The organism is Mesorhizobium sp. AA23, from assembly GCF_001672435.1.
Lineage (GTDB): Bacteria > Pseudomonadota > Alphaproteobacteria > Rhizobiales > Rhizobiaceae > Mesorhizobium.
Genome location: NZ_LYTP01000023.1, coordinates 406,322 through 430,083, shown reverse-complemented (window position 1 = coordinate 430,083; position 23,762 = coordinate 406,322). Strand labels below are relative to the sequence as shown.

Annotated in this window: 22 protein-coding genes; 16 read left to right on the top strand and 6 right to left on the bottom strand. The window is 64.1% G+C overall.

Features of this window, described 5'->3' with window-relative positions; genetic code table 11:
• Positions 1 to 16: 16 nt before the first annotated feature.
• The 3 genes from A9K66_RS18685 to A9K66_RS30400 all read left to right on the top strand — a co-directional run bounded on the left by A9K66_RS18685 (position 17) and on the right by A9K66_RS30400 (position 3,365).
• Positions 17 to 1,141, top strand: a complete 1,125-nt coding sequence (locus tag A9K66_RS18685; protein WP_067326471.1) for a DUF2333 family protein — start codon at positions 17 to 19, stop codon at positions 1,139 to 1,141.
• Between the two features lie 376 nt (positions 1,142 to 1,517).
• Positions 1,518 to 3,197 (top strand): formate--tetrahydrofolate ligase, encoded by a 1,680-nt coding sequence (locus tag A9K66_RS18680; RefSeq protein WP_067326468.1) that lies wholly within the window; start codon positions 1,518 to 1,520, stop codon positions 3,195 to 3,197.
• 18 nt (positions 3,198 to 3,215) lie between these two features.
• On the top strand, positions 3,216 to 3,365 hold the full coding sequence (locus A9K66_RS30400) for a hypothetical protein (RefSeq protein WP_156751097.1): 150 nt from the start codon (positions 3,216 to 3,218) through the stop codon (positions 3,363 to 3,365).
• Positions 3,366 to 3,370: 5 nt separating this feature from the next.
• Here the strand turns inward: A9K66_RS30400 and A9K66_RS18675 are convergent, their stop codons facing one another.
• The gene (locus tag A9K66_RS18675) at positions 3,371 to 4,012 is read right to left on the bottom strand and encodes a cysteine hydrolase family protein (protein WP_067326464.1); all 642 of its coding nucleotides are present in this window, start codon (positions 4,010 to 4,012) and stop codon (positions 3,371 to 3,373) included.
• 126 nt (positions 4,013 to 4,138) lie between these two features.
• Between A9K66_RS18675 and A9K66_RS18670 the strand changes: the two genes are divergently transcribed.
• Positions 4,139 to 5,122: a helix-turn-helix domain-containing protein gene (locus A9K66_RS18670; RefSeq protein WP_067326461.1), complete on the top strand. Its 984-nt coding sequence runs from the start codon at positions 4,139 to 4,141 to the stop codon at positions 5,120 to 5,122.
• Here the strand turns inward: A9K66_RS18670 and A9K66_RS18665 are convergent.
• Positions 5,109 to 5,666, bottom strand: a complete 558-nt coding sequence (locus A9K66_RS18665) for a sugar O-acetyltransferase (protein ID WP_067326458.1) — start codon at positions 5,664 to 5,666, stop codon at positions 5,109 to 5,111. The two genes, A9K66_RS18670 and A9K66_RS18665, sit on opposite strands and share 14 nt — an antisense overlap.
• Positions 5,667 to 5,799: 133 nt before the next feature.
• Between A9K66_RS18665 and A9K66_RS18660 the strand changes: the two genes are divergently transcribed.
• From A9K66_RS18660 to A9K66_RS18640, 5 genes are all read left to right on the top strand, one after another.
• On the top strand, positions 5,800 to 6,261 hold the full coding sequence (locus A9K66_RS18660) for a DUF4126 domain-containing protein (protein ID WP_067327104.1): 462 nt from the start codon (positions 5,800 to 5,802) through the stop codon (positions 6,259 to 6,261).
• A complete protein-coding gene (locus A9K66_RS18655; protein WP_067326455.1) occupies positions 6,258 to 7,634 on the top strand; it encodes an FAD-containing oxidoreductase in 1,377 nt (458 codons plus the stop codon). Before A9K66_RS18660 ends, A9K66_RS18655 begins: the two co-directional genes overlap by 4 nt.
• Positions 7,635 to 7,787: 153 nt before the next feature.
• The gene (locus tag A9K66_RS18650) at positions 7,788 to 8,843 is read left to right on the top strand and encodes a succinylglutamate desuccinylase/aspartoacylase family protein (RefSeq protein ID WP_067326452.1); all 1,056 of its coding nucleotides are present in this window, start codon (positions 7,788 to 7,790) and stop codon (positions 8,841 to 8,843) included.
• Between the two features lie 235 nt (positions 8,844 to 9,078).
• Complete coding sequence (locus A9K66_RS18645) at positions 9,079 to 11,268, top strand: anthranilate synthase (RefSeq protein WP_067327101.1); 2,190 nt, start codon at positions 9,079 to 9,081, stop codon at positions 11,266 to 11,268.
• A 5-nt stretch (positions 11,269 to 11,273) separates the two neighbouring features.
• On the top strand, positions 11,274 to 12,221 hold the full coding sequence (locus A9K66_RS18640) for a cation diffusion facilitator family transporter (RefSeq protein WP_067326449.1): 948 nt from the start codon (positions 11,274 to 11,276) through the stop codon (positions 12,219 to 12,221).
• A gap of 263 nt (positions 12,222 to 12,484) precedes the next feature.
• Here the strand turns inward: A9K66_RS18640 and A9K66_RS18635 are convergent, their stop codons facing one another.
• The gene (locus A9K66_RS18635) at positions 12,485 to 13,567 is read right to left on the bottom strand and encodes a hypothetical protein (RefSeq protein WP_067326445.1); all 1,083 of its coding nucleotides are present in this window, start codon (positions 13,565 to 13,567) and stop codon (positions 12,485 to 12,487) included.
• Positions 13,568 to 13,674: 107 nt separating this feature from the next.
• Here A9K66_RS18635 and A9K66_RS18630 point away from each other — a divergent pair, with 107 nt between their 5' ends.
• From A9K66_RS18630 to A9K66_RS18610, 5 genes are all read left to right on the top strand, one after another.
• Complete coding sequence (locus A9K66_RS18630) at positions 13,675 to 14,109, top strand: DsrE family protein (RefSeq protein ID WP_067326442.1); 435 nt, start codon at positions 13,675 to 13,677, stop codon at positions 14,107 to 14,109.
• 83 nt (positions 14,110 to 14,192) lie between these two features.
• A complete protein-coding gene (locus A9K66_RS18625) occupies positions 14,193 to 14,978 on the top strand; it encodes an SDR family oxidoreductase (protein ID WP_082953952.1) in 786 nt (261 codons plus the stop codon).
• Positions 14,979 to 15,030: 52 nt separating this feature from the next.
• Positions 15,031 to 15,342 carry a putative quinol monooxygenase gene (locus tag A9K66_RS18620; protein ID WP_067326436.1) on the top strand — a complete coding sequence of 104 codons (312 nt, stop codon included), beginning with the start codon at positions 15,031 to 15,033 and terminating at the stop codon, positions 15,340 to 15,342.
• 76 nt (positions 15,343 to 15,418) lie between these two features.
• Positions 15,419 to 16,522, top strand: a complete 1,104-nt coding sequence (locus A9K66_RS18615) for an AbrB family transcriptional regulator (protein ID WP_067326433.1) — start codon at positions 15,419 to 15,421, stop codon at positions 16,520 to 16,522.
• Positions 16,523 to 16,574: 52 nt separating this feature from the next.
• Positions 16,575 to 17,327 (top strand): SDR family NAD(P)-dependent oxidoreductase, encoded by a 753-nt coding sequence (locus tag A9K66_RS18610; RefSeq protein ID WP_067327099.1) that lies wholly within the window; start codon positions 16,575 to 16,577, stop codon positions 17,325 to 17,327.
• Here A9K66_RS18610 and A9K66_RS30805 read toward each other — a convergent pair.
• From A9K66_RS30805 to A9K66_RS18595, 3 genes are read right to left on the bottom strand one after another with little or no spacing between them, the layout of a single operon-like run.
• Positions 17,321 to 17,578 carry a hypothetical protein gene (locus A9K66_RS30805; protein WP_067326429.1) on the bottom strand — a complete coding sequence of 86 codons (258 nt, stop codon included), beginning with the start codon at positions 17,576 to 17,578 and terminating at the stop codon, positions 17,321 to 17,323. The two genes, A9K66_RS18610 and A9K66_RS30805, sit on opposite strands and share 7 nt — an antisense overlap.
• The gene (locus tag A9K66_RS18600; protein ID WP_067326426.1) at positions 17,578 to 18,354 is read right to left on the bottom strand and encodes an esterase family protein; all 777 of its coding nucleotides are present in this window, start codon (positions 18,352 to 18,354) and stop codon (positions 17,578 to 17,580) included. The genes A9K66_RS30805 and A9K66_RS18600 overlap by 1 nt, the downstream gene beginning before the upstream one ends.
• A gap of 4 nt (positions 18,355 to 18,358) precedes the next feature.
• Complete coding sequence (locus tag A9K66_RS18595; protein ID WP_067326422.1) at positions 18,359 to 19,525, bottom strand: ATP-grasp domain-containing protein; 1,167 nt, start codon at positions 19,523 to 19,525, stop codon at positions 18,359 to 18,361.
• A 528-nt stretch (positions 19,526 to 20,053) separates the two neighbouring features.
• On the opposite strand from A9K66_RS18595, the gene leuA reads away from it, so the two are divergent.
• Both leuA and A9K66_RS18585 read left to right on the top strand, forming a co-directional pair.
• A complete protein-coding gene (gene leuA, locus A9K66_RS18590; RefSeq protein ID WP_067327095.1) occupies positions 20,054 to 21,730 on the top strand; it encodes a 2-isopropylmalate synthase in 1,677 nt (558 codons plus the stop codon).
• Positions 21,731 to 21,927: 197 nt separating this feature from the next.
• Complete coding sequence (locus A9K66_RS18585) at positions 21,928 to 23,712, top strand: tetratricopeptide repeat protein (RefSeq protein ID WP_067326419.1); 1,785 nt, start codon at positions 21,928 to 21,930, stop codon at positions 23,710 to 23,712.
• Positions 23,713 to 23,762: the final 50 nt, after the last annotated feature.

The window sequence follows — 23,762 nt, the reverse complement described above, 5'->3', positions numbered from 1 at the left end:
GGGGGTGACGAGAGCCATGCTTGATCCGATCGTGAATTTCTTCACCCGGATTTTCCAGTGGATCGGCCGCGGCATAGGCTTCGTCGTCGGCATTATTCTCTGGCCGTTCATATGGGCCGGCCGCTGGTATGGCCAGCGCGGCTGGATCCTGAAGGCGGTGGTCGGCCTCGCCTTGCTGGTTTTGATCGGCCTTTACGCCAACTTCTTCTACGCCACCCAGTGGTGGAACAATTTCGACCCGAACTATCCCGACAAATACACCTTCGAGAAGCGCAGCGTCTCGGCCGGCGAGCAGGTCTCCGCCGGCGCTGGCACCGACACCGCCAAGACCTGCGGCAACTCAGGGATAGCCCAGGTGGCTGCCGATCTGACGGACTTCAACGTCAACCAGAATGCCTGGGTCTCCTCGATGATCCTTTACAAGCTCGGCTTGTTCGGCATCGACTGGGACCATACGCCGTGGATGGACAACAAGGCCTCTTTCCAGCGCGGCATCAACCAGGCGGTCCGGCGCACCGCCACCGAGCTAGCCGACAATCTCGGCCGCGTGCGCACCACCTCGCAGATCGACGCCGACCTGCAGGATGCACGCGGCAATCTGCAATTCGACGAAGAGACCTGGTATTTCGGCCTCAACCCGTTCGGCCCCAAGACGCCGACGCCGAGCTACTACCGCGACGCGGTGCGCAAGCTGCGCTCCTTCAACGCTCGCCTTGCCAGTTGTCAGGCGACGTTCGATGCCCGCGCCGACAATCTGAAGCAATATATCGACCGCATCGCCAGCGACATCGGCTCGACCTCCGCGATCTTGAAGGAGCGCGCCGAGAACCATAATGACGGCTGGTTCGACTTCCGCGCCGACGACCGCTTCTGGTTCGCCTATGGCCAGCTCTACGCCTATTACGGCCTGATGAAAGCGGCGCAGGCCGACTTTGAGGACGTGATCAAGGAAAAGCACCTGCAGAATTTGTGGGACACCATGGACGCGCAATTCGTCTCGGCACTGCGCATCCAGCCCTTCATCATCGCCAACGGCCGCGAGGACGGCTGGCTGCTGCCGACGCATCTGACGACCATGGGCTTCTATATCCTGCGCGTGCGCTCCAACATGGTCGAGATCAGCAACGTGCTCAGCCAATAGCGCTGCCGCCACCGCAGCTCGGTGGCGGATTTGCGCCGTCGCGTCTGTCGCATTCCGCGCATTGCGCGGCTGTTTTGAGACGGCGGAACGATCCCTGCTCTGGCTTCTATACGCTCGCAACGACCGGGCGCCAAAGACCCTTGGGAAGGTCGGCCGGGAACGCATAATTTCTTCACAGGAAACATAGTTGCATGAAAGTTGACGCCGTGACCGCGACAGGGTTAGAACATGCCCTTGCGTCCGGGCGGAAACGCAGAACCGCCCTGTTTCCTCGTTTTCACGCAATTCCGGACGGAAGACCGGCTCACACTTTTCCTGGAATTGCTTTAGTGATCGAACCCGTCCCCTCCACCGCACAATCCAGAGGAAAGCCGTCATGGCCGAAGTGAAGTCCGACATCGAGATCGCGCGCGCCGCCAGGAAGAAACCGATCCAGGAGATCGGCGCCAAGATCGGCATCCCTTACGAGCACCTTTTGCCCTATGGCCACGACAAGGCGAAGGTCTCGGCCGAATTCATCAAATCGGTAAGGGGCAACAAGGACGGCAAGCTGATCCTCGTCACCGCCATCAACCCGACGCCTGCCGGCGAAGGCAAGACGACCACCACGGTCGGCCTCGGCGACGGCCTGAACCGCATCGGCAAGAAGGCGATCGTGTGCATCCGCGAAGCCTCGCTCGGCCCGAACTTCGGCATGAAGGGTGGCGCCGCCGGCGGCGGCCTGGCCCAGGTGGTGCCGATGGACGATATGAACCTCCACTTCACCGGCGACTTCCACGCGATCACCACGGCCCACAACCTACTTTCGGCGCTGATCGACAACCACATCTACTGGGGCAACGAGCTCGGCATCGATACCCGCCGCGTCGCCTGGCGCCGCGTCATGGACATGAACGACCGGGCGCTGCGCGAGATCATCTGCTCGCTGGGCGGCGTCGCCAATGGCTTCCCCCGTGAGGCCGGCTTCGACATCACCGTCGCTTCGGAAGTCATGGCGATCCTGTGCCTTGCCACCGACCTCAAGGATCTCGAGAAGCGCCTCGGCGACATCATCGTCGCCTACCGCCGCGACAAGTCGCCGGTCTATGCCCGCGACCTCAAGGCCGACGGCGCCATGGCCGTGCTTTTGAAGGACGCCATCCAGCCCAACCTGGTGCAGACGCTGGAGAACAACCCGGCCTTCGTGCATGGCGGCCCGTTCGCCAACATCGCGCATGGCTGCAACTCGGTCGTCGCCACGACGACGGCGCTGAAGCTTGCCGACTACGTCGTGACCGAAGCCGGCTTCGGCGCCGACCTGGGAGCCGAAAAATTCTTCGACATCAAGTGCCGCAAGGCCGGGCTCCAGCCGGCGGCCGCCGTCATCGTCGCCACCGTGCGCGCCATGAAGATGAATGGCGGGGTCAAGAAGGAAGATCTCGGCAAGGAAAACATCGAAGCGGTCAAGAAGGGCTGCCTCAACCTCGGCCGTCACATCGAGAACGTGAAGCAGTTCGGCGTGCCGGCGGTGGTGGCGATCAACCACTTCACCACCGACACCGACGCCGAGATCCAGGCGATGAAGGACTTCGTCAAGGCGCAGGGCGCCGAGGCGATCCTGTGCAAGCACTGGGCTCAAGGCTCGGCCGGCATCGAGGACCTGGCGAAGAAGGTCGTCGAGATCGCCGAATCCGGCGCTTCGCAGTTCTCGCCGCTTTACCCGGACGAGATGCCGCTGTTCGAGAAGGTCAACACCATCGTCAAGCGCATCTATCGCGGCGACGAGGCGATCGCCGACAAATCGATCCGCGACCAGCTGCATGCGTGGGAACAGGCAGGCTACGGCAATCTGCCGGTCTGCATGGCCAAGACCCAGTACTCCTTCTCGACCGACCCAAACCTGCGCGGCGCGCCGACCGGCCATACCGTGCCGGTGCGCGAGGTCAGGCTCTCGGCCGGCGCCGGCTTCGTCGTCATCATCTGCGGCGAGATCATGACCATGCCCGGCCTGCCCAAGTCGCCCTCCTCGGAGAAGATCTTCCTCAACGAGCAGGGCCAGATCGAGGGCCTGTTCTAGGCAGCGTTAGGAGCTGAAATGACGAAGGGCGCCGCACTGCTGCGGTGCCCTTTTTCTTTCGGCGTTGGTGCGGCTAAAGCAATTCCAGGAAAGTGTGAGCAGTTTTCCGTCTGGAATTGCGTCAAAAACAAAAAGCCAGAGCATTTCGCCGTTTCCGTGAAACGGTGAAATGCTTAGGCAGCGTTCCGCTTTAGCGCCCGCTGGTTCGACGCATAGATCGTGTCGCGCTCCGGCAGGGCGCCGGTCTTCAGGCAATCGATCCATTCGGCGGTCTTGAGCACCGCGGCGAAGCGCGACTGCAGCACCACGCTCACCACGCGATGGATGTCTTCGGCAGACGCGTAGCCGGCGCTGTTGGCGTAGGGAACCGAGCCGCTGGCATCCGAGAGGAACTCGACCGCAAAGCCCAAATGCACCGCATGGATGATGGTCGACAGGTCGCAATTATGCGTCATGTAGCCGACGACCGCGATCGTATCGATGTGGTTGGCGCGTAGCCAGTTCTCGAGGTCGGTGCCTGTGAAGGCGGAGGGCAGCGTCTTCTCGACATAGTGGTCGCGGGCGCGCCCGGCGATCTCGGGATGCAGTTCGCCGCCATGGCTGCCCTTGGCGAAGATCGGCGAAGTCTCCGGCGCCATCTGCTTCACGACAACGACCTTGATGCCGGCAGCAGTGGCGGCGTCCATGGCGCGCGCCACGTTGGCGACGCTGTCGGCGAAGGGCGGATGCTGGATGGCGAGATTGCCGCCATTGTAGTCGTTCTGGACATCGACGACGACGAGTGCGCGGCGTGGCTGGGTGGCTGGTGCTGACATGGCGGTTCCTTTCGAGCGGGTTGATAGGTGGCGAAGCTAGGCCGAACATCTATTCCCAGAAAGTGGCCCAATTGACATTATTCGAAAAAATTGGGACACTCCTTGCCGTAACCTGTGATGTCTGCCATGCGCAATCCGATCGTCGCCGTCGTCGCCTTCGACGGCATCAGCCCGTTCCACCTTTCCGTGCCTTGCCTGGTCTTCGGCGCGGATCGCACCAAGCTCGGCCTGCCGCGCTTCGATTTCCGCGTCTGCGCGGCGGAGCAAGGACCTATCCATACCGATGCCGGTTTGAGCATTTCGGTCCCGCACGATCTTTCGGCGCTCGACCAGACCGACATCGTCATCATCCCAAGCTGGAAAGAGCTCGATGCTCCTCTGGCAGCGCCGCTCAAGCATGCGCTCGAACGGGCACATAAGCGCGGCGCGCTGATCGTCGGCCTCTGCCTCGGCACCTTCGCCATCGCCGCCGCCGGACTGCTGGCGGGACGCAGGGCCACCACGCATTGGGCCTATACCGACCAGTTGCAGACGCTGCACCCCGATATCGCCGTCGATGCCGACGTGCTCTATGTCGATGAAGGCGACGTCGTTACCTCGGCCGGCGTCGCCGCCGGGCTGGACTGCTGCCTGCACATTGTGCGCGCCCGCTACGGCGCCGAGGCAGCGCTTCGGCTCGCCCGCCACGTCGTGCTGTCGCCGCACCGGCAGGGTGGACAGGCTCAGTTCATCGAGCGCCCGCTCGCGCCGACGCCAAACGCCGACCGGTTCACAAAGGCACTTGACGGGGTGCGGGCAACGCTTGGCGAAGCTCACACCCTGGACAGCGTCGCCGAAGCAGCTGGCCTCACCCGCCGCACCTTCACGCGTCGCTTCCAGAAGACGACCGGCACCAGCTTCGGCAGTTGGCTGGCCGAACAGCGCTTGGCGCTGGCGCAGAGGCTGCTGGAACAGACCGACAAATCGATGGACATGGTGGCCTTCGAGGCCGGCTTCGGCAGCGCCACGTCGCTGCGCCAGCATTTCGCGGCACGGCTCAGAACCTCGCCGATGCAGTACCGGCGCGAATTCTCGAAGGGCAGCGCACGGGTCGCCCTCAGCGGCGTGTAACCATCCGCGCCGGGTTGCCGACCACGGTCGCATTGGCCGGAACGTCGCGCGTCACCACCGCGCCGGCGCCGACGATGGCGCCTTCGCCGATGCTGACGCCGGCGAGGATCACCGCGCTGCCGCCGATCCACGCGTTGTCGCCGATCGTCACCGATTTGGCGATCTCCAATCCGGCCAGCCGCCCGGCGGCCTCGCGGTGATGCTCGGCGCAATAGATCTGCACATTGGGGCCAAGCAGCGTCCTCCTGCCGATCTTCACCGGAGCGGTATCGAGAATGGTGCAACCGGCGTTCAGGAAGGCGCCCTCGCCGAGAAACAGGTTGAAGCCGTAAGCGCAGTGGAACGGCGCCTCGATGCGCGCGCCCTCGCCTAGGCCGCCGAGCAGCGCTCGCAGTGTCGCGCCGATGTCGCCGCGCTGCCGGGGCGGCATGCTGTTGTGCTCGAACACTGCGTCGCGGGCGGTCACCCGCATCGCCTCCAGCTCCGGGTCGATGCAGCTGTACCATTCACCCGCCGCCATCTTCATGCGCTCGCTTGTCGTCATGGCTGCTCCTCCATTCCCGTCCCGCTGCCAAAGCACAATCCGCCCGACCGGAAAAGCCCATGGCCAAACGCCAGGCCTATGCTAGCTTGCCATCCGCGGAACCGTGCGGAGCTCCGAATTTGAGGGGATGATGATGCTCTACATTCTGGCATTGCTGATTGGCGTCGTCGCCGGCCTTCGCGCCATGACCGCGCCAGCGACCGTTGCCTGGGGTTCGTATCTCGGCTGGATCCCGGTTGCCGGCACCTGGGCAAGCTTCATGGGCCACTGGATCGCGGTCGGCATCTTCACCGTCCTGGCGATTGTCGAACTCGTCACCGACCAGTTGCCGTCGACGCCGAGCCGCAAGGTGCCGCAGCAGTTTGGCGCGCGCATCGTCACGGGCGCCTTCTGCGGCGCGGTGATCGGCGCCACGGTCGGCGCCACCATCGGCGGCCTCATCGCCGGCGCGATCGGCGCGGTGATCGGCACGCTGGGCGGCGCGGAAGCACGCGCCAGGATGGCTGCCGCCTTCGGCAAGGATCCGCCCGCCGCCTTCATCGAGGACGCGGTGGCGATCATCGGCGGCCTGCTGATCGTGGCGGCGGTCGCATGAGCGCGAAAAACTTCGATGCCATCGTCATCGGCGCCGGCCAGGCCGGCCCTTCGCTCGCCGGCCGGCTCGACGCCGCCGGCATGAGCGTTGCGCTGATCGAGCGAAAGCTTATCGGCGGAACCTGTGTCAACACCGGCTGCATGCCGACCAAGGCGATGGTGGCGAGCGCCTACGCCGCGCATCTTGCCCGCCGCGCCGCCGACTATGGCGTCGCGCTCTCCGGTCCGGTCGGGGTCGACTATCAAAGGATCAAGGCACGCAAGGACAAGGTGACCAACGATGCCCGCGGCAATCTCGAAAGCTGGATCGCGGGGATGAAGGGCTGCACGCTTTATCGCGGCCATGCCAGGTTCGAATCCGCTAATACAGTGCGCGTCGCCGACGACCTGCTGACCGCGCCAAAAATCTTCCTCAACACCGGCGGCCGCGCCTCCGTGCCGGACCTGCCCGGCGTCAACGACGTCCCCTATCTCACCAACTCCTCGATGATGGATCTCGATGTGCTGCCCAGCCATCTGGTCGTCGTCGGCGGCAGCTATATCTCGCTCGAATTCGCCCAGATGTTCCGCCGTTTCGGCTCCGAGGTCACGGTGATCGAGAAAGCGCCGCGGCTGACGGGCCACGAGGACGAGGACGTCTCGGCCGCGATCCAGTCGATCCTCGAAAACGAAGGCATCACCGTCCATGTCGGCGCCGAGGACATCGGCTTTGCCAGGCAGGGCAACGGTATTGCCGTGACCTTCTCTGCCGGCAAGCCGCCGGCGGTCGGCTCGCATGTGCTGCTGGCGCTCGGCCGCGTCCCCAACACCGACGACCTCGGCCTCGACAAGGCCGGCGTCGAGGTCGACAAGCGCGGCTACATCGTCGTCGACGACCAGTTGCGCACCAATGTGCCCGGCATTTGGGCCATGGGCGACTGCAACGGCAAGGGCGCCTTCACCCACACCTCCTACAACGACTACGAGATCGTCGCCGCCAATCTGCTCGACAACGATCCGCGCAAGGTCAGCGACCGCATCGAGGCCTATGCGCTCTACATCGATCCGCCGCTCGGCCGCTGCGGCATGACCGAGACCGCTGTCAAGAAATCCGGCCGCCGCGCGCTTGTCGGCCAGCGGCCGATGACCCGTGTCGGCCGCGCCGTCGAAAAGGGCGAGACGCAAGGTTTCATGAAGATCCTGGCCGACGCCGACACCGGCGAGATCCTCGGCTGTTCGGTGCTCGGACCGGGCGGCGACGAGGCGATCCACTCAGTGCTCGATCTGATGTATGCCAAGGCGCCGATCTCGACGCTGGCGCGCGCCATGCACATCCACCCCAACGTCTCGGAGCTTCTGCCGACCATCGCCCAAGACTTGAAGCCGCTGGCCTAACGCCAGATCGCCGCTCCACGTCGGGGCCTCTCGGTCTTGGCAAACAGTGCTGAAGGCGTCCGACGGTTGGCTTGCGCCTATCGCGCGGGCGGACTGGACCACTGACACCCGGGCCGTAACCATGCATGCCTGGCCACCCACCGGAGGAACCCCGTGCAAAAGACCATCGAGCGCATCGCAGGCGACAGCGAAGGCGTTGCTTACGAATTCCCGGTTTTCCGCTTCGAGGGCACGGACAAGGCGGCGCCCTCGGCCTATCTGCAGGCGGCGCTTCATGCCGGAGAATTGCCGGGTGTCGTCGCCATCGACGCGCTGATGCCGATGCTTGCCAAGGCGGAAGCGGAAGGCCGCATCAGGGGCGCCATCACGTTGGTGCCCTGGGCCAATCCAATCGGCCGGGCGCAATACCATTTCGGCGAGCACCAGGGCCGATTCAATCTCGGCACCCGCACCAACTTCAACCGTGCTTTCCCGCTGCTTGCCGCGCCGGACGCCAAGCTTTTAGCGGATGTCAACCTCGGCGGCGCCGATCGCCGGCTGAAGAAGCGGCTCGTCCAACTCTCGCTCGGCAACGACATCGTGCTCGATCTCCACTGCGACGATGAGGGCCTTGCCTATCTCTACATCCACACCAGCCTGTGGCCGCATATGGCCGACTGCGCGGCTGCGATGGGCATCGATGCCGTCCTGCTGTGGAGCGAGGACAGTAGCGGCACCTTCGAGGGCGCCTCGATCATGCCCTATCAAAATGTGCCTGCGAGCGTCGCGCGCTTCGACCGGCGCGTCGCCACCACGGTCGAATATCGCGGCATGCTGGATGTCGACAGCGGCTTGGCCGCCTCCGATGCCGCCGGCCTATACCGCTTGCTGGTGACGCGCGGCGTCATCCAGGACCCTTCCGTCCCGAAGGCGAGCAGCTTCTCCGGCGCCGTCGTACCGCTGGAAAACATCGAGATGATGCCTTCGCCCAAGGCCGGCGCCATCCTTTACGACGTCAAGCCCGGCGACCGCGTCAACAAGGGCGACCGGCTGGCGACGATCGTCCATGCGCCCGGCGAAGCCGGCGGCCGCACCGAGGTGTTCGCGCCCCAGTCGGGTTTCATCCTGACCCGTCGTTCGCGCCGCATCATTCGCGCCGGCGAGGATCTTTTGAAGCTTGCCGGCGACAAGAGGAGCGCCGACGCGCGCTCCGGCACGCTGGAGGACTGACGGGCCGGCTTTACCGTTCGCGTGAAATCCAGTTGCGCGGGCCGTCATTCGCCGCTATGGGAGTCGCCATGAACATGCGTTCGAACAAGACCGTTTGGTGGTGGGCTCGCTGACAGCGGCCGGTTCGAACGCGCATGCGTGAAAATGAGGGTGGCCGCAGCGGAATGTCCGGGCGGCCATTTGTTTTTCCAAGCCATTCCCGGGTCCGTTGCCCAAAACGCTGATGGAGACGGCAATGACGACTACAGTTCTGGACAACGGGGCGGAGCGCTTCGTCACCGCGGGCGGGGTGACGATCACCCGCGAACGCCATGACCAGCCCTATGAAGGCGCGATTGACGCCTATGTCGACGGCCTGAATTCCCGCCGCGGCGCGGTGTTCTCCTCGAACTACGAATATCCGGGCCGTTACACGCGCTGGGACACGGCCATCATCGATCCGCCGCTGGTGATCTCGGCGCGCGGCCGCGCCATGCGCATCGAGGCGCTCAACCAGCGCGGCGAAGTGCTGCTGCCGGTGATCGGCAAGGCGCTTGGCGAGCTGAGCGAGGTGGCGATTGCCGAGAGCTCGAAAAAGCTGATCCGCCTCGATGTCGCCAAGCCCGGCCGCGTCTTCACCGAGGAAGAGCGCAGCCGCGTGCCGTCCGTCTTCACGGTGCTGCGCGCCATCACGGCTTTGTTCAAGACTGCCGAGGACGCCAATCTCGGCCTTTACGGCGCCTTCGGCTACGATCTCGCCTTCCAGTTCGACCCGGTCGACTACAAGCTCGAGCGTAAGCAGAGCCAGCGCGACCTGGTGCTGTTCCTGCCCGACGAGATCCTCGTCGTCGACCACTATTCGACCAAGGCCTGGACCGACCGCTACGACTATTCCGGCGAAGGGTTTTCCACGGAAGGCTTGGCCCGCGATGCTCATGTCGAGCCGTTCAGGACCGCCGACCGCATCCCGCCGCGCGGCGATCACGAACCCGGCGAATATGCCAATTTGGTGCGCCGGGCGATGGAGAGCTTCAAGCGCGGCGACCTGTTCGAGGTCGTGCCTGGACAGATGTTCTACGAGCGTTGCGAGACCCAGCCCTCCGACATTTCCCGCAAGCTGAAGTCGATCAACCCCTCTCCCTATTCCTTCTTCATCAATCTCGGTGAAAACGAGTATCTGATCGGCGCCTCGCCGGAGATGTTCGTGCGCGTCAACGGCCGTCGGGTCGAGACCTGCCCTATCTCCGGCACCATCAAGCGCGGCGACGACGCCATGTCCGACAGCGAGCAGATCCTCAAGCTGCTCAACTCCAAGAAGGACGAGTCCGAGCTCACCATGTGCTCGGACGTCGACCGCAACGACAAGTCGCGCGTCTGCGAGCCGGGCTCGGTGCGCGTCATCGGCCGCCGCCAGATCGAGATGTATTCGCGCCTGATCCACACCGTCGATCACATCGAGGGACGGCTGCGCGAAGGCATGGACGCCTTCGACGCCTTCCTGTCACACGCCTGGGCGGTCACCGTCACCGGCGCGCCGAAGCTGTGGGCCATGCGTTTCATCGAGCAGAACGAGAAGAGCCCGCGCGCCTGGTATGGCGGGGCGATCGGCATGGTCAATTTCAACGGCGACATGAACACCGGGCTGACGCTGCGCACCATCCGCATCAAGGACGGTATCGCCGAAGTGCGCGCCGGCGCCACATTGCTTTTTGACAGCGTTCCTGAGGAAGAAGAAGCCGAAACCGAACTGAAGGCATCCGCCATGCTCTCCGCCATACGCGACGCCAAGACCGGCAACGCCGCAGGCACCGAACGCACCACCGCGCGCGTCGGCGACGGCGTCAACATCCTGCTCGTCGACCACGAGGACTCGTTCGTCCACACGCTGGCCAACTACTTCCGCCAGACCGGCGCCACTGTTTCCACCGTGCGGACGCCGGTGCCGGAAGAGGTGTTCGAGCGGCTGAAGCCCGATCTCGTCGTGCTCTCCCCCGGCCCGGGTACGCCGAAGGATTTCGATTGCGCCGCGACCATCAGACGAGCGCGCGCCCGCGACCTGCCGGTCTTCGGCGTCTGTCTCGGCCTGCAGGCGCTGGCCGAAGCCTATGGCGGCGAGTTGCGGCAGTTGCACATTCCGATGCACGGCAAGCCCTCGCGCATCCGTGTCTCGAAGCCGGGCATCATCTTCTCGGGGCTGCCCAAGGAAGTGACCGTCGGCCGCTATCATTCGATCTTCGCCGATCCGGTGCGCCTGCCCGAAGGTTTCGTGGTGACGGCCGAGACCGAGGACGGCGTCATCATGGCCTTCGAGCACCGCAAGGAGCCGATCGCCGCCGTTCAGTTCCACCCGGAATCGATCATGACGCTCGGCCACAATGCCGGCATGCGCATCATCGAGAACATCGTTGCGCATCTGCCGCGCAAGGCCAAGGAAAAGGCTGCCTAGCAACGATGGCCGCGGTGGAAGACACGGCGACGGCGGCCGCAAGAGCCGCCGCGAAGCGCAAGATCGCCAGCCTCGCTTTCTGGTCGATCGTCATCGCCTTCCTGGTGATGGGGCTGAAATTCGTTGCCTGGCAGATGACCGGCTCCGTGGCCCTCTATTCCGATGCTTTGGAATCCATCGTCAACGTCATCACTTCAGCAGCCGCTCTCTGGGCGATCCGCATCAGCCATAAGCCGGCCGATAGCGACCATCCCTTCGGCCATCACAAGGCCGAGTATTTTTCTGCGGTGCTCGAGGGTGTTCTGATCGTCGTTGCGGCGCTGCTGATCATCGCCAAGGTGTGGCAATCGCTGCAGCATCCCGCGCCGCTCGAACAGCCCTGGCAGGGCTTGGCGATCAATGCCGGCGCGGCGCTCGTCAATGCCGTCTGGGCATTCGTGCTGATCCGCAACGGCCGCAGCGAACGATCGCCGGCCCTGGTCGCCGACGGCCAGCACATCATGACCGACGTGCTTACCTCGGTCGGCGTCATCGTGGGCCTTGTCGCCGCGGTGATGACTGGATGGCATATCCTCGACCCGCTGCTTGCGCTTCTTGTTGCGCTGAACATTCTCTATCAGGGCTGGAAGCTTACCGGAGAGTCGCTGAGCGGACTGATGGATCGTGCCGTCGACACCCAGGAGCACATGCAGATCCGCGATATCATCTCGGCCAATTCGAAGGGTGCGCTGGAGGTGCATGACCTGAAAACCCGCATCGCCGGGCGAGCGACCTTCATCGAGTTCCACCTCGTCGTCGACGCCGACATGACGGTCGGCGCCAGCCATGTCATTTGCGACCGCATCGAGGACGCGCTGAAGGCCGAGATCCCCTCGGTGCGCGTCACCATCCATGTCGAGCCGGACGACGAGGCGAAGCTGCCGAAAGGCACAACGGCGGTGCCTTTCGCCTGAAGCGATTTCCAGGCACGCCTTGGAAAATTGGCCGGGCCTCCGCGGTGTCGTCATCCCTGGACGAAGCAGGAGCGAAGCTCCATCGCCGAGACCCCTGGGATCCATGCCGTGGCCTTGGCCGAAGCATGCAGCGAAGCAGAATTCTGCACCGTTTCAACGCCTTAGCATAACGGCATGGATCCTATGGCTGCGCCGCGTCGCTCCCCTCCTTGCTCCGCATAGGATGACGAAGCGCCACACTTTAGAGTGACGAAGTGGCACACTCACGGCGTGCAGGCCGACTGCGGCATCGGATTGAGCCTGTACACCTTGTCGTCGGATTTGGTCTTGCCGCCCGCCATCTTCGAGCAGAGGTCGACGATGGCGAGCGCATTGTTGGGGTTGGCCAGCAGCATCGTGCCGCTGGCGCCGCGCTTGAGAAAAATCTCCTTCTGCGAGATGTCGCAGGCAAAGTCGCTCATCTTGGAGCTGGCCGAGCAGCGCCACTGATCGGCCTCGCCCTGGCAGGAATAGGTCTGCGTAACCTTGGCCTCTTTCTGCCTGGTCGTCACCGAGATGGCGATGTCGGCGCCGTCTGGCCAGTTGGCGGCATCGCCACCGGCGGCGAAGGAAGCGAGCTCGATCGGCCCGCGGAAGACGCGGATCGACTGCGTCATCTGGTCCGGATGGGATTTCAGATGCGCGTCGTCATAGTCGCGGCCGTAGCAGAAGGGCTGGTCCGGCTTCAGCCGCTCGCGCAGCGGGGCCCCGATCGCCGGGTCGATCGGATCGATGCGCGCGAACTCCGCCTTGCAGGTGTCGGCCGGCATCGGATCGAGACGGAAATTATCGTCTTCGCTGCCCAGCGCCTGCTCGTTGTATTTCGCCTTGCCGAGATCCTCCTCCGCGCCGGCGTCGAGATAGACGTCACGCTGCACGTTGGAGAGGATCAGCCGGCCCTTGTCGTCGACTTTCAGCGAGGCCAGCGTGCGGTCGCATTCCATGCCGCAGCGGATGCCGCTCGCCTTGTCGCTCGGATCCTCCTTGTTGCACCAGCCAGCCGCCCATTCCGGCTTCTTGGCGCCGCGCACCGTGGTGGTGAGAAAGCCGTTATAGGCAGCGTCGGACATCGAGCTCGGCTCCTCGTTCGGCCGGCTGGCCGGATCGTGGCCATGGTAGAAGAAGATGCGCGCCACCTTCTGGTGCGGATGCGCCTTGAGATGGGCGGCATCATAGACCCGGCCGAAGCAGACGTCGGCGCCGTTCGGGCTGAGTTCGGTCAGCTTGGGGGCATCATCTGCGAGCGCCGCGCCGGCAATGAACAGCGCGGCACCCAGCACCGCACCTGCCACCATCCTCGACGTCATGTGATCCTCTCCTCGCACCGACAGGACGTGATTGCGATTCATGCTAGTCTAGGCACGAAGGCTGGGCCACGCAAACTTGCGAGAGCCGCCGGATCGAGGAGGATGCGATGCTGCGCCGTGACGTTTTCCGCGCCGGTCTTGCCGGAGTGGGCGGTTTTTTCGGTCTGCGACAGGCGAGCGCCGCCGCCGGCGAAGACAGGCTGAAGGTCGCCTACCATCTCAGCGACGCCGACAAGGTCAACTTCGTCCTCGGCAACATCAAGAACCACTATGAGGGCACCGGCGGCAATGTCGAGGTCGTGCTGGTCGTGCACGGGCGGGCGCTTGCGGCCTTCAAGGCAAAGAGCGCTTCCGGCGCGACCTCCAGCCGCTTTGCCGGCCTCGTCCAGCAGGGACTTGTTCCGCAGGCCTGCAGCAACACCATGCATGGCATGGACATCGCACTGACCGACCTGCTTGCCGGCTTCCAGGTCGCGGAGAAAGGCGGCGTGGTCAAGCTCGCGGAGCTGCAGCGCCAGGGCTATGTCTATCTGCGGCCCTGAATTCGCGCCCTGATCTTGCCTTGACTTGAACACCTGGCCGGGAAGCGTCTACCAATTGCCAGCGCAATCCTGGAGATATCGACGTGCCAACTGACCCGACCACGCTTGTCATTCCCGATCTTGCCGGCAAGGCGGTGCTGGTCACCGGCGCGTCGACCGGGATCGGAGCAGCCCTCGCCCTCGCCTATGCCCGGCAGAAATGCCGCGTTGCGCTGCATTACAACTCAAGCCGGGAAGCCGCCGAAGAGCTCGCCAAAACCATCCGCGACGACGGCGGCGAGGTGTTCTTGACGCAGGGCGATTTTTCGGTTCCCGCCGACGTCGAGCGCGTGGTCGAGGGGAGCGCTGAACATTTCGGCCGGCTCGACGGGCTGGTCAACAATGCCGGCGGCATGCTCGGCCGCGTTGCCTATGCCGAGCAGACCGAGGCCCATTACGATGCGGTGATGGATCTCAACGCGCGCTCGGTGCTGACGGCCTCGCGCAGAGCGATCCCATGGCTGAAGCGCCAGGGCGGCTTCATCATCAACACCACCTCGATCGCCGCCCGCAACGGCGCCGGCGGCGGCGCCGGCCTCTATGGCTCGTCCAAGGCCTTCGTCTCCAACGTGACGCGCGGCATGGCCAAGGAGCTGATCGGCTTCGGCATCCGCGTCAACGCCGTGGCGCCCGGCACCATCCTGACCCCGTTCCACGAGCGCTATTCCACCGCCGAGCAGATGAAGGGCATGGTCGCCACCATTCCGCAGGGTCGCGCCGGAAGGGCCGAAGATTGCGTCGGCGCTTACCTGTTCCTGTCTTCCGACCGCTTGAGCGGCTACATCATCGGCCAGGTGATCGAGGTCAATGGTGGCCAGTTGATGCCGTGAGCTGGCGATTGCATACTCAGCTCAGCGTGCAACCTGGAGGGAGAGGAAGGGAATGTTCGGACTGATCGGCAAGATGCGGGCGGCACGCGGCCAGCGCGATGCAGTCATTGACGTGCTGCGTGAGACGACCGGTGCCCTGCCCGGCTGCCTGAGCTACATCATCGCCACCGATCCGGCCGATGCCGACGCGATCTGGGTCACCGAAGTGTGGACCGATCAGGCAAGCCATAAGGCGTCCCTGCAACTGCCCGAAGTCCAGGCGGCAATCGCCAAGGCGCGTCCTTTCATCGCCGGCTTCGAATTCCAGGTCGAGACCCATCCTGTCGGCGGCTTCGGCCTTCCGGCCCCCGAGAAGGGCAGCTGAGCGCGAGACCGTCGCCAACGGCATTTCCGCGGGAAAATGGGTTCGCATTTGTCCGTGCCCGGGCTAAGAGCCGGATATGGACTCTTCATCAGAAGGACCGTCACTGGAGCAACCGTCTGTTCAACGCATGACGCGATTGCGCCCGCTGCAGCAGTGGCTGGCGCTGGTGGTGCTCTCGCTGCTCTTTGCCGGCGCGCTGGAATTGGCCGCCTTGCCTGCGGCGCTGCTGATCGGCCCGATGCTTGCCGCGATCCTGGCCGGCACCAACGGCGCCACGGTGCGCGTACCCCGCGCGCTGTTCGGTTCCGCTCAGGCCGTGGTCGGCTGCCTGGTGGCGAATTCGATCTCGGTCGACATATTTCCGGTCTTCTACGCCGAATGGGCGCTCTTCTTCGGGATGGTGGTGGCGACGCTCACCGCCTCCAGCCTGCTAGGCTGGCTGATCAGTCGCTGGCGCATCCTGCCCGGCACCACGGCGGTCTGGGGTTCCTCGCCGGGCGCCGCCACCGCCATGGTGCTGATGGCCGGCGCCTTCGGTGCCGACCAGCGCCTCGTCGCCTTCATGCAATATCTGCGTGTCATCTTCGTTTCGGTGACGGCGGCGCTCGTCGCCAAGATGTGGGTCGACACGTCGGGCGTCGAAGTGCCGCCCATCATCTGGTTTCCGCCGATCGATCCATTGGCCTTTGGCGCCACCCTTGGCATCGCGGTCGTCGGCGGCCTGCTCGGCAAGCTGCTCAGACTGCCCTCGCCCTTCTTCCTTGGCACCTTCATCTTTGGCGCGGTAATCCATCTCGGCTTCAGCGTGCCGATGCAATTGCCGCCCTGGCTGCTGGCCGTCAGCTACGCCATGGTCGGCTGGTCGATCGGGCTGAACTTCACCCGGCCGATCCTGCGCCACGCGGCACGCGCCCTGCCGCAGATCATGGCCTCGATCGTAGCGCTGATCGCCTTCTGCGGCGGCATGGCTTTCGTCATCAGCGGCGTGCTCGGCATCGATCCGCTGACCGCCTATCTGGCGACCAGCCCCGGCGGCATGGACAGCGTCGCCATCATCGCCGCCGCCGCGCAGAACGTCGACATCTCCTTCGTCATGGCGCTGCAATCGGCCCGTTTCCTCGTCGTGCTGCTTGTTGGGCCAAGCGTCGCCAAGCTTGTGGCGCGAAACGTCAGGGACTGATCCGCGCTACCAAGTGCATGGAGAAGCAGAGGAATTGGCCATGAACCGTCGTTTGAATGCTGTCGATCTCTCTGGCCGCGTCGGGGTCGTGACGGGCGGCGCGCAAGGCATCGGCCTTGCGGTCGCCCGACGCCTGCTGTCGTCGGGCGCAAGCGTCGCCATCTGGGACATCGACCAGGCCGCGATGGCGAGCGCTGTGGCCGAGCTTGCTCCCTTGGGCCGGGTCGATGCCTTGCTTTGCGACCAGTCGCAGATCGAGGCCGTCGACCGCGCCGCCATCGAAACCGAGCAGGCGCTCGGGCCTGTCGATCTCCTTGTCAACAATGCCGGCATTGCCGGGCCGGCCGCGACCGTGGTGGACTATGACCCCGCCGCCTGGCGGCAGATCATCGAAATCGACCTCAACGGCGTCTTTTACTGCTGCCGACGTCTGGTGCCCGGCATGATCGCGCGCAACTACGGCCGCATCGTCAATGTCGCTTCCGTGGCCGGCAAGGAAGGCAATCCCAACGCCGCCGCCTATTCGGCCGCCAAAGCCGGCGTGCTTGCGCTGACCAAGTCGCTCGGCAAGGAACTCGCCGGTCTCGACATCGCCGTCAACGCGTTGACCCCCTCGCCCGCCCGCACCCGTATCCTCGAACAGCTCACCGAGGCCCAGGTGACCTATATGCTCAGCAAGGTGCCTCGCGGTCGATTCGTCGAGGTGGAGGAGGCTGCGGCCATGGTCGCCTTCATGCTGTCGGACGAGAATTCCTTCACCACTGGCGCCACCTTCGATCTGTCCGGCGGGCGCGCGACCTACTGAGCGAGGATCGCGACAGCGCGCCCACGCCGCCATTCCACATGACCCGAGGTGGCGGCCAACCCCGCGACGCGCATCAAAAGGGATTGTACGCCGATACTGTCGGATTGGTTCCAGCGCGAGATCTGCTCGCGTCCGCGGAAGGAACGGCCCCAATCGGTGAGCAAGGCATCGGCCGTGAGGGTTCGAGAAAGGCCCCGGGTCGCCGGCATTGGTGGCTTCGACAAGCGGCGGATCGGGTCGGGCGCGGTCATCAGTCGATCCTGTGCATCAGGTCGTCATCGAGCCAGCGGCCAAAGAAATAGACGAGTTGCTTGTGCCACCACGGCCAGTCGTGGCTGACGTCGCCGCCCCAATAGTCGACCCAGGCCCCAATGGATTTCTCGCGCAGCACCTGCTCCAGTTCGCGCGTTTCGACGAGCATTCGTTCTTCCCAGGCGCCCTGCCCGCAGCAGAAGATCAGCCTCAGCGCCCTCAGCCGCCCGAGCAGCTTCTGGTCGACGATGCCCGGCAGATAGTCGAGCGGCGAATTGTAGAAGATGCTGCCCTCGAGCGCCCGACCGAAAAAGTCGCGGGTCGAATAGACGCCGGATAGCGAGATCACGCCGCTCGCCAGCTCCGGAAAGCGGAACACGAAATTCGACGAGTGGTAGCCGCCCATCGAGCAGCCGCAGAACAGCGGCTTGAGGGCGCGTCCGCCATTGGCCTTGGCGGCAACCGCCTGCAGCTCCGGCAGCGCCTCCTCGCGCACATAGCGGAAATAGGCTTCGTGGCGGGCGATGCGACTGATGGGATCGCCATGCTTGTCGAAGAAGGATTCCGAATCGATGCCGTCGAGCGTGAACAGCTGGATGCGGCCGGTGTCGACGAATTCGGCGAGTGCTGCGACGCCTCCCGAATCCTCGAACTGGTAAAAACGCCCCTGCGAGGTGGGAAACACCACCACCGGCCGCCCGGCATGGCCGTAGCGCTTGTATTCCATGTCGCGGCCGAGATTGCGGGCATGGGCCTTGTGATAGGAGACGTCCATCGGCTCACGCCTTTTCCGCGTGGATATAGTCAACCGCCTGACGCAGCGCCTTCTGGTCCTTCGAGCGCATCTGGTAGGCGTAGTTCCCCATGGCGCGGCTGAAAACCTCTTCGATGGCCTGATGATGGACGATCTTGTCGCCGTGGGCGGCTAGCACGTCCTCATGGCTGTGCAAATAGTCGAGGTGCCGCTTGCGGCTGGCATAGGCCGTGAAATACTTGCCCTTGTAGGGCCCGCCGGCCACGTCCTTCACCACCATGTTGGCCCATTCGGCATAGACGTCGATGTCGAAGGTGTAGTTGATCGCATCCGTCATCCAGGCGCCTGGCGGCCGCATGTTGACCTCCAGCGCAATGATGCGCTTGTCCCTGGTCTCGAACAGTTCGATGTGGAAGAAGCGCTCACGTACGTCGAACGCCATGAGGATCTTGCGGCCTGCCTCCTCGATCGCGGGCGTGATCTCGGGGAAGCAGGTGTAGCTCATATGGCGGTCGCGGTTGACCACCTCCATGACGCTCTGGTCGTAGCGGTGGCTCGCCGCCAGCACCACCTCGCCGTCGCGGTTGACCAGCCCGTCGAAGGTCACCACCAGCCCCTCGATGAACTGCTCCATGACGAAGGTCACGCCTTCGGGCTTGTCCTTGAAGAACTGGTCGAGCTCCTTCGCGTTGGAGATCTTGAACGTGTTCGAGGCGCCGGAGCCCGAATCCGGTTTCACTACCACCGGATAGCCGACGCGGCGGATGAAGGTCATGGCGCCTGCGCGATCGGAGCATTTGCGTTGCGGGATTGTCTCGACGCCGCTCTTGCGGAAGAAGGCCCGCATGCGGCTCTTGCGCTTCAAATTCTTCACGAAGTCGAGCTTGGTGCCGAAGATGTTGAAGTCGGTGCGGATATTGGCCTCGAGCTCCAGCCAGTGCTCGTTCAACGACTCGAAGCGGTCGATGCGGCCCCATTTGTGGATGAAATGGCCCATCGCCCGGAATACGGCATCGTAGTTCTCCATGTCCGCGACCCGATAATATTCCGAAAGCGCCGCCTTGAGCTTGCTGCTCAGCGTCTCATAGGGCGCGTCGCCGATGCCGAGCACGGTAGCGCCGGCCTTCTTCAGCCGGTCGCAGAAATCGGCGCCGTTGCCCGGAAAATGCGGCGAGAAGAACACGAAATTCATGCACGACCTCCCCCTCGGATCAGGTCCTCCGGAGGCGAGTGTGGCGCATTTGGCTGATGCGGGGAAGAGCCGCGCCAAAGCATGTCGACCAAAACTGTGCAGCGGTTTTGGGAAGACGATATGCATGAAACCAAAGACTTAAAGCCGGGCCGGCACTTGCCTCCGGATGGCCGCTCCTGTAAGAGAGCCGGCATGACCACGCGCACCCGCTCCGTCGCTTCTTCTCGCCCCGGCTTTGCCCGCGAGACCGTGCGCGCGCTTGCTTCGACCCTGCTCCTTCTCGGCCTTATCGGCGATCGCCGGGTTCGCTGAAGGAGCGCCCGGCGGTCGAAAACCGCCGCTTTGGGCGCCTGCTCCTTGGCTAGATTGGCAAGTCACATCAAGCGAACGAAATTCTTTGGTAAAGGCGCCGCTCGGCACCGATCCGCCTGAGGGCGGTCCCACGAGCCGCCGGGAGAAACGACGATGAATAGAAGAGAAGCAATCCGCGCCGGCGAGGCCGAAACGGGCGCGCAAGCGCCCGGCCACATGGCCGATGCCGCCCGCAAATATCAGCCCTACCCGACCGTCAACCTCGCCGATCGCACCTGGCCGTCCAAGGTGATCGACAAGGCGCCGATCTGGTGCTCGGTCGACCTGCGCGACGGCAACCAGGCGCTGATCGACCCGATGGGCCATGAGCGCAAGGCGCGCATGTTCGCGCTGCTGCTCGACATGGGCTTCAAGGAGATCGAGATCGGCTTCCCGTCGGCCTCGCAGACCGACTTCGACTTCGCCCGCTGGTGCGTCGAGGAGGGCGGCGTGCCCAAGGACGTGTCGCTGCAGGTTCTGGTGCAGTGCCGGCCCGAGCTGATCACGCGGACCTTCGAGGCGCTCGAGGGCGCCCACCGCCCGATCGTGCATTTCTACAACTCGACCAGCGAGCTGCAGCGCCGCGTCGTCTTCGAAAAGGACGTCGCCGGCATCAAGCGCATCGCCACGGATGCCGCCAAGATGATCACCGAAATGGCCGCCAAGGCCGGCGGCGGCTTCCGTTTCGAATATTCGCCGGAGAGCTTCACCGGTACCGAGCTCGAGGTCGCGCTGGAGATCTGCAACGCCGTCACCGAGATCGTGAAGCCGACGGCCGACAACAAGCTGATCGTCAACCTGCCATCGACGGTCGAGATGTCGACGCCCAACGTCTATGCCGACCGCATCGAGTGGATGTGCCGCAATCTCGACAACCGCGACAAGCTGATCATCTCGCTGCATCCGCACAACGACCGCGGCACCGGCATCGCCACCACCGAGCTCGGCCTGATGGCCGGCGCCGACCGCGTCGAGGGCACGCTGTTCGGCAATGGCGAGCGGACCGGCAATGTCGACATCGTGACGCTGGCGCTCAACATGTACACGCAAGGCGTCGATCCCGAGCTGGACTGCTCCGACATCAACCGGATGAAGGACGTCTATGAATATTCGAACCAGCTGAAGATCCCGGAACGCCACCCCTATGTCGGCGAGCTCGTCTACACCGCTTTCTCCGGCTCGCACCAGGATGCCATCAACAAGGGCATGAAGGCGCTGCGCAAAGCCAACACGCCGGTGTGGGAAGTGCCCTACCTGCCGATCGACCCCGCCGATGTCGGCCGCACCTATGAGGCGATCATCCGCATCAACTCGCAGTCGGGCAAGGGCGGCATCGCCTACGTGCTGCAGGCCGACTATGGCCTCAATCTGCCGCGAAACCTGCAGATCGAGTTCAGCCAGGACATCCAGGCGATCACCGACGCCGAAGGCAAGGAAGTGCCGGCCAAGCGCATCCACGAGCGCTTCCTCGAAGCCTATGTCGACCAGCCCGGCGCCAGGCTGAAATTCCTCGACCATCGCACCTATCCGGACACCGCGGTAAAGGGCCGTCGCGTGGTCGAGGCCGAAATCGTCGACAAAGGCAAGGAAGTCACCATCACCGGCACCGGTACCGGCCCGATCGACGGCTTCGTCGATGCGCTTTCGCGCCATATCGGCGTCGACATGTCGGTGCTCGACTATTCCGAACATTCCTTGCAGCGCGGCTCGAACGCCTCGGCCATTTCCTATGTCGAGATGGAATATCCCGGCGGCAAGCTGTTCGGCGCAGGCATAAACACCAACATCGTCGCCGCCTCGCTGGAGGCCGTGGTCTCGGCCGCCAACCGCATCCTGGGCCGCAAGGCCGCCTGATTGTTCGATTGATAAAGCGTGGCCCGTTCATCGGACGTGCCACGCTTCATGGCAGGCGCGAGCCGCGTTCAAATTCGTTAACCGGCCGGTAAATTTCCCGTGGCTTACGCGATCACATAACAGAAGGTTCCTTGTGCGCTGGAGCGCGCGCTATATTATCGCGCCCTAACCTGTGCCGACTCTGAAAGGTCCGACACTTGGAGCCTGCCACGCCTGCCGCCCCCGCAGTGCGCGAGACATTGGAGCGACTGCTTGCCAGCGAAACGTTCGGACGATCCGAGCGGGCCCGCAGGCTGTTACGCTATCTGGTCGAACGTGAGCAGGCAGGCGAAGCCGACCGGCTGAAGGGTGTATCCATTGCCATGGATGTCTTCGGCAAGGACGGCGATTTCGACGGATCGACCGACGCGGTCGTCAGGGTCCAGGCGGGGCGGCTGCGCGAGCTTTTGGATCAATATTTCGCCAGCGAAGGTATTGGCGAGCCGGTACGCATCGCCATTCCGCGCGGCGGCTATGTGCCTTCCTACGAGCTGAACGCCATACGGCTCCCAGCCGACGCCAAACCCGCGGATGCCCCGATCGCCCGGCCTTCCAAGCATTTCGAGAAGCCCGAGGCCGCCGCCGCACCGGTCGACGCCGTGCCGCTGACGACGACCCCGGCACCGACCGAATCCGCGTCATCGCTGACGCGCCAGTTGCGGTTCTTCTGGGCCGCCATGGTGCTAGTCATCGCCATGCTGGGTATCCTTGTCGTCCGCCAGGGTAACGCCTTTCTTCGTGGTGACGACGCGGCCGCGCCGGTCGAAGTCGAAACGGCAGGCGCGACGGGCAGCGTCGCTTCCCAAACGTTCGACGGCCTGCCTTTGATCTACTTGGCCATCAAAGCCGACGGACCCGAGGCGGCCCGTGTTGCTTCCTCGCTGCGCGCCGGTCTCGCCGGCTTCGATACGATAGACTTCATCGGACGCGACGCCGACTCTAGGCGCAACCGTTCCGCCGATCCGATCAGCTTCGTCTTCGATCTTATTCCCGGGACTAACGCCGGCGACGTCATGATCGAGCTGCAGAGCGTCGCGACGGGACGGGTTCTCCTGTCACGCAACCTGACACCGGCCGAAAGCGCGCCTGGTGCGGTCGAGAGCAACATCGCCAATCTCCTGAGCTCTACCGTCCCCGCTTCGGGCGCGATCTACAGCTATATCGACCAGAGCGATATCCGGACCAGCCAGATAGGATGTCTGGTGCTCGACGACCTCTACTATCTCGACCAGAGCGCCAAGGCGCACGAAGCTGCGTATCGCTGTCTGGAGAAGCTGGTCAGAGAAAGCACCAAATCATCGCTCATCTACTCGGAACTGGCTTCCCTGCATCTGGAAGCCGTCAACAACCGCTACGCCTATCCGCCCGGCGCAAGGGTCGAGCAGGCCATGTCGTTTGCCCACCGCGCCATTCAGATGGCACCGATGAGCCCGCACGCGCATCGCGCCTACGGCTACCTCAACTCGCGCCTCGGCAACACCGACGAAGCGATCCGCTGGATGCGCAAGGCTTATGAGCTCAACCCCTACGATCTCGGCATGGCCGCCGCTTATGGCTACGGCCTGATCTTCGCTGGCAGATACCAGGAAGGGACGCCGATCCTGGGCCATGCCGTCGAGGCCTTCAGCGGTCATCCGACCTGGTGGGACTATGGCCTGTTTGTCGGAGCCTTCATGCAAGGCGACACCCAGAGGGCAGCGATTGCCAGCGAGTCGCTGCGGACCACCGCGTCCAAATCGCATTACCTGGCGGCGCGCCTGATCGGCGCCAAGATCTCAGGCCGCGACAAGCTCGCAAACGAATTGGCGAACGAGCTCACGGCCGAATTCCCGAAATTCGCCGCCAATCCGCGCGCCACTTTTGTTGACAGGAAGTACCCCGCCGATCTCATCGACCGGCTGGTGCAATCCTTGCGCTCTGCGGGGATTGGCAATCCGAGCTGAGCGAACGTGGAGCATTCGCTGACGTGCGGACTGATTGGAATATTAAATTC

Coding starts and splice junctions, on each gene's coding strand:
- A9K66_RS18685 (WP_067326471.1), top strand. CDS start 17: ATGCTTGATCCGATCGTGAATTTCTTCACCCGGATTTTCCAGTGGATC.
- A9K66_RS18680 (WP_067326468.1), top strand. CDS start 1,518: ATGGCCGAAGTGAAGTCCGACATCGAGATCGCGCGCGCCGCCAGGAAG.
- A9K66_RS30400 (WP_156751097.1), top strand. CDS start 3,216: ATGACGAAGGGCGCCGCACTGCTGCGGTGCCCTTTTTCTTTCGGCGTT.
- A9K66_RS18675 (WP_067326464.1), bottom strand. CDS start 4,012: ATGTCAGCACCAGCCACCCAGCCACGCCGCGCACTCGTCGTCGTCGAT.
- A9K66_RS18670 (WP_067326461.1), top strand. CDS start 4,139: ATGCGCAATCCGATCGTCGCCGTCGTCGCCTTCGACGGCATCAGCCCG.
- A9K66_RS18665 (WP_067326458.1), bottom strand. CDS start 5,666: ATGACGACAAGCGAGCGCATGAAGATGGCGGCGGGTGAATGGTACAGC.
- A9K66_RS18660 (WP_067327104.1), top strand. CDS start 5,800: ATGCTCTACATTCTGGCATTGCTGATTGGCGTCGTCGCCGGCCTTCGC.
- A9K66_RS18655 (WP_067326455.1), top strand. CDS start 6,258: ATGAGCGCGAAAAACTTCGATGCCATCGTCATCGGCGCCGGCCAGGCC.
- A9K66_RS18645 (WP_067327101.1), top strand. CDS start 9,079: ATGACGACTACAGTTCTGGACAACGGGGCGGAGCGCTTCGTCACCGCG.
- A9K66_RS18640 (WP_067326449.1), top strand. CDS start 11,274: ATGGCCGCGGTGGAAGACACGGCGACGGCGGCCGCAAGAGCCGCCGCG.
- A9K66_RS18635 (WP_067326445.1), bottom strand. CDS start 13,567: ATGACGTCGAGGATGGTGGCAGGTGCGGTGCTGGGTGCCGCGCTGTTC.
- A9K66_RS18630 (WP_067326442.1), top strand. CDS start 13,675: ATGCTGCGCCGTGACGTTTTCCGCGCCGGTCTTGCCGGAGTGGGCGGT.
- A9K66_RS18620 (WP_067326436.1), top strand. CDS start 15,031: ATGTTCGGACTGATCGGCAAGATGCGGGCGGCACGCGGCCAGCGCGAT.
- A9K66_RS18615 (WP_067326433.1), top strand. CDS start 15,419: ATGGACTCTTCATCAGAAGGACCGTCACTGGAGCAACCGTCTGTTCAA.
- A9K66_RS30805 (WP_067326429.1), bottom strand. CDS start 17,578: ATGACCGCGCCCGACCCGATCCGCCGCTTGTCGAAGCCACCAATGCCG.
- A9K66_RS18600 (WP_067326426.1), bottom strand. CDS start 18,354: ATGGACGTCTCCTATCACAAGGCCCATGCCCGCAATCTCGGCCGCGAC.
- A9K66_RS18595 (WP_067326422.1), bottom strand. CDS start 19,525: ATGAATTTCGTGTTCTTCTCGCCGCATTTTCCGGGCAACGGCGCCGAT.
- leuA (WP_067327095.1), top strand. CDS start 20,054: ATGGCCGATGCCGCCCGCAAATATCAGCCCTACCCGACCGTCAACCTC.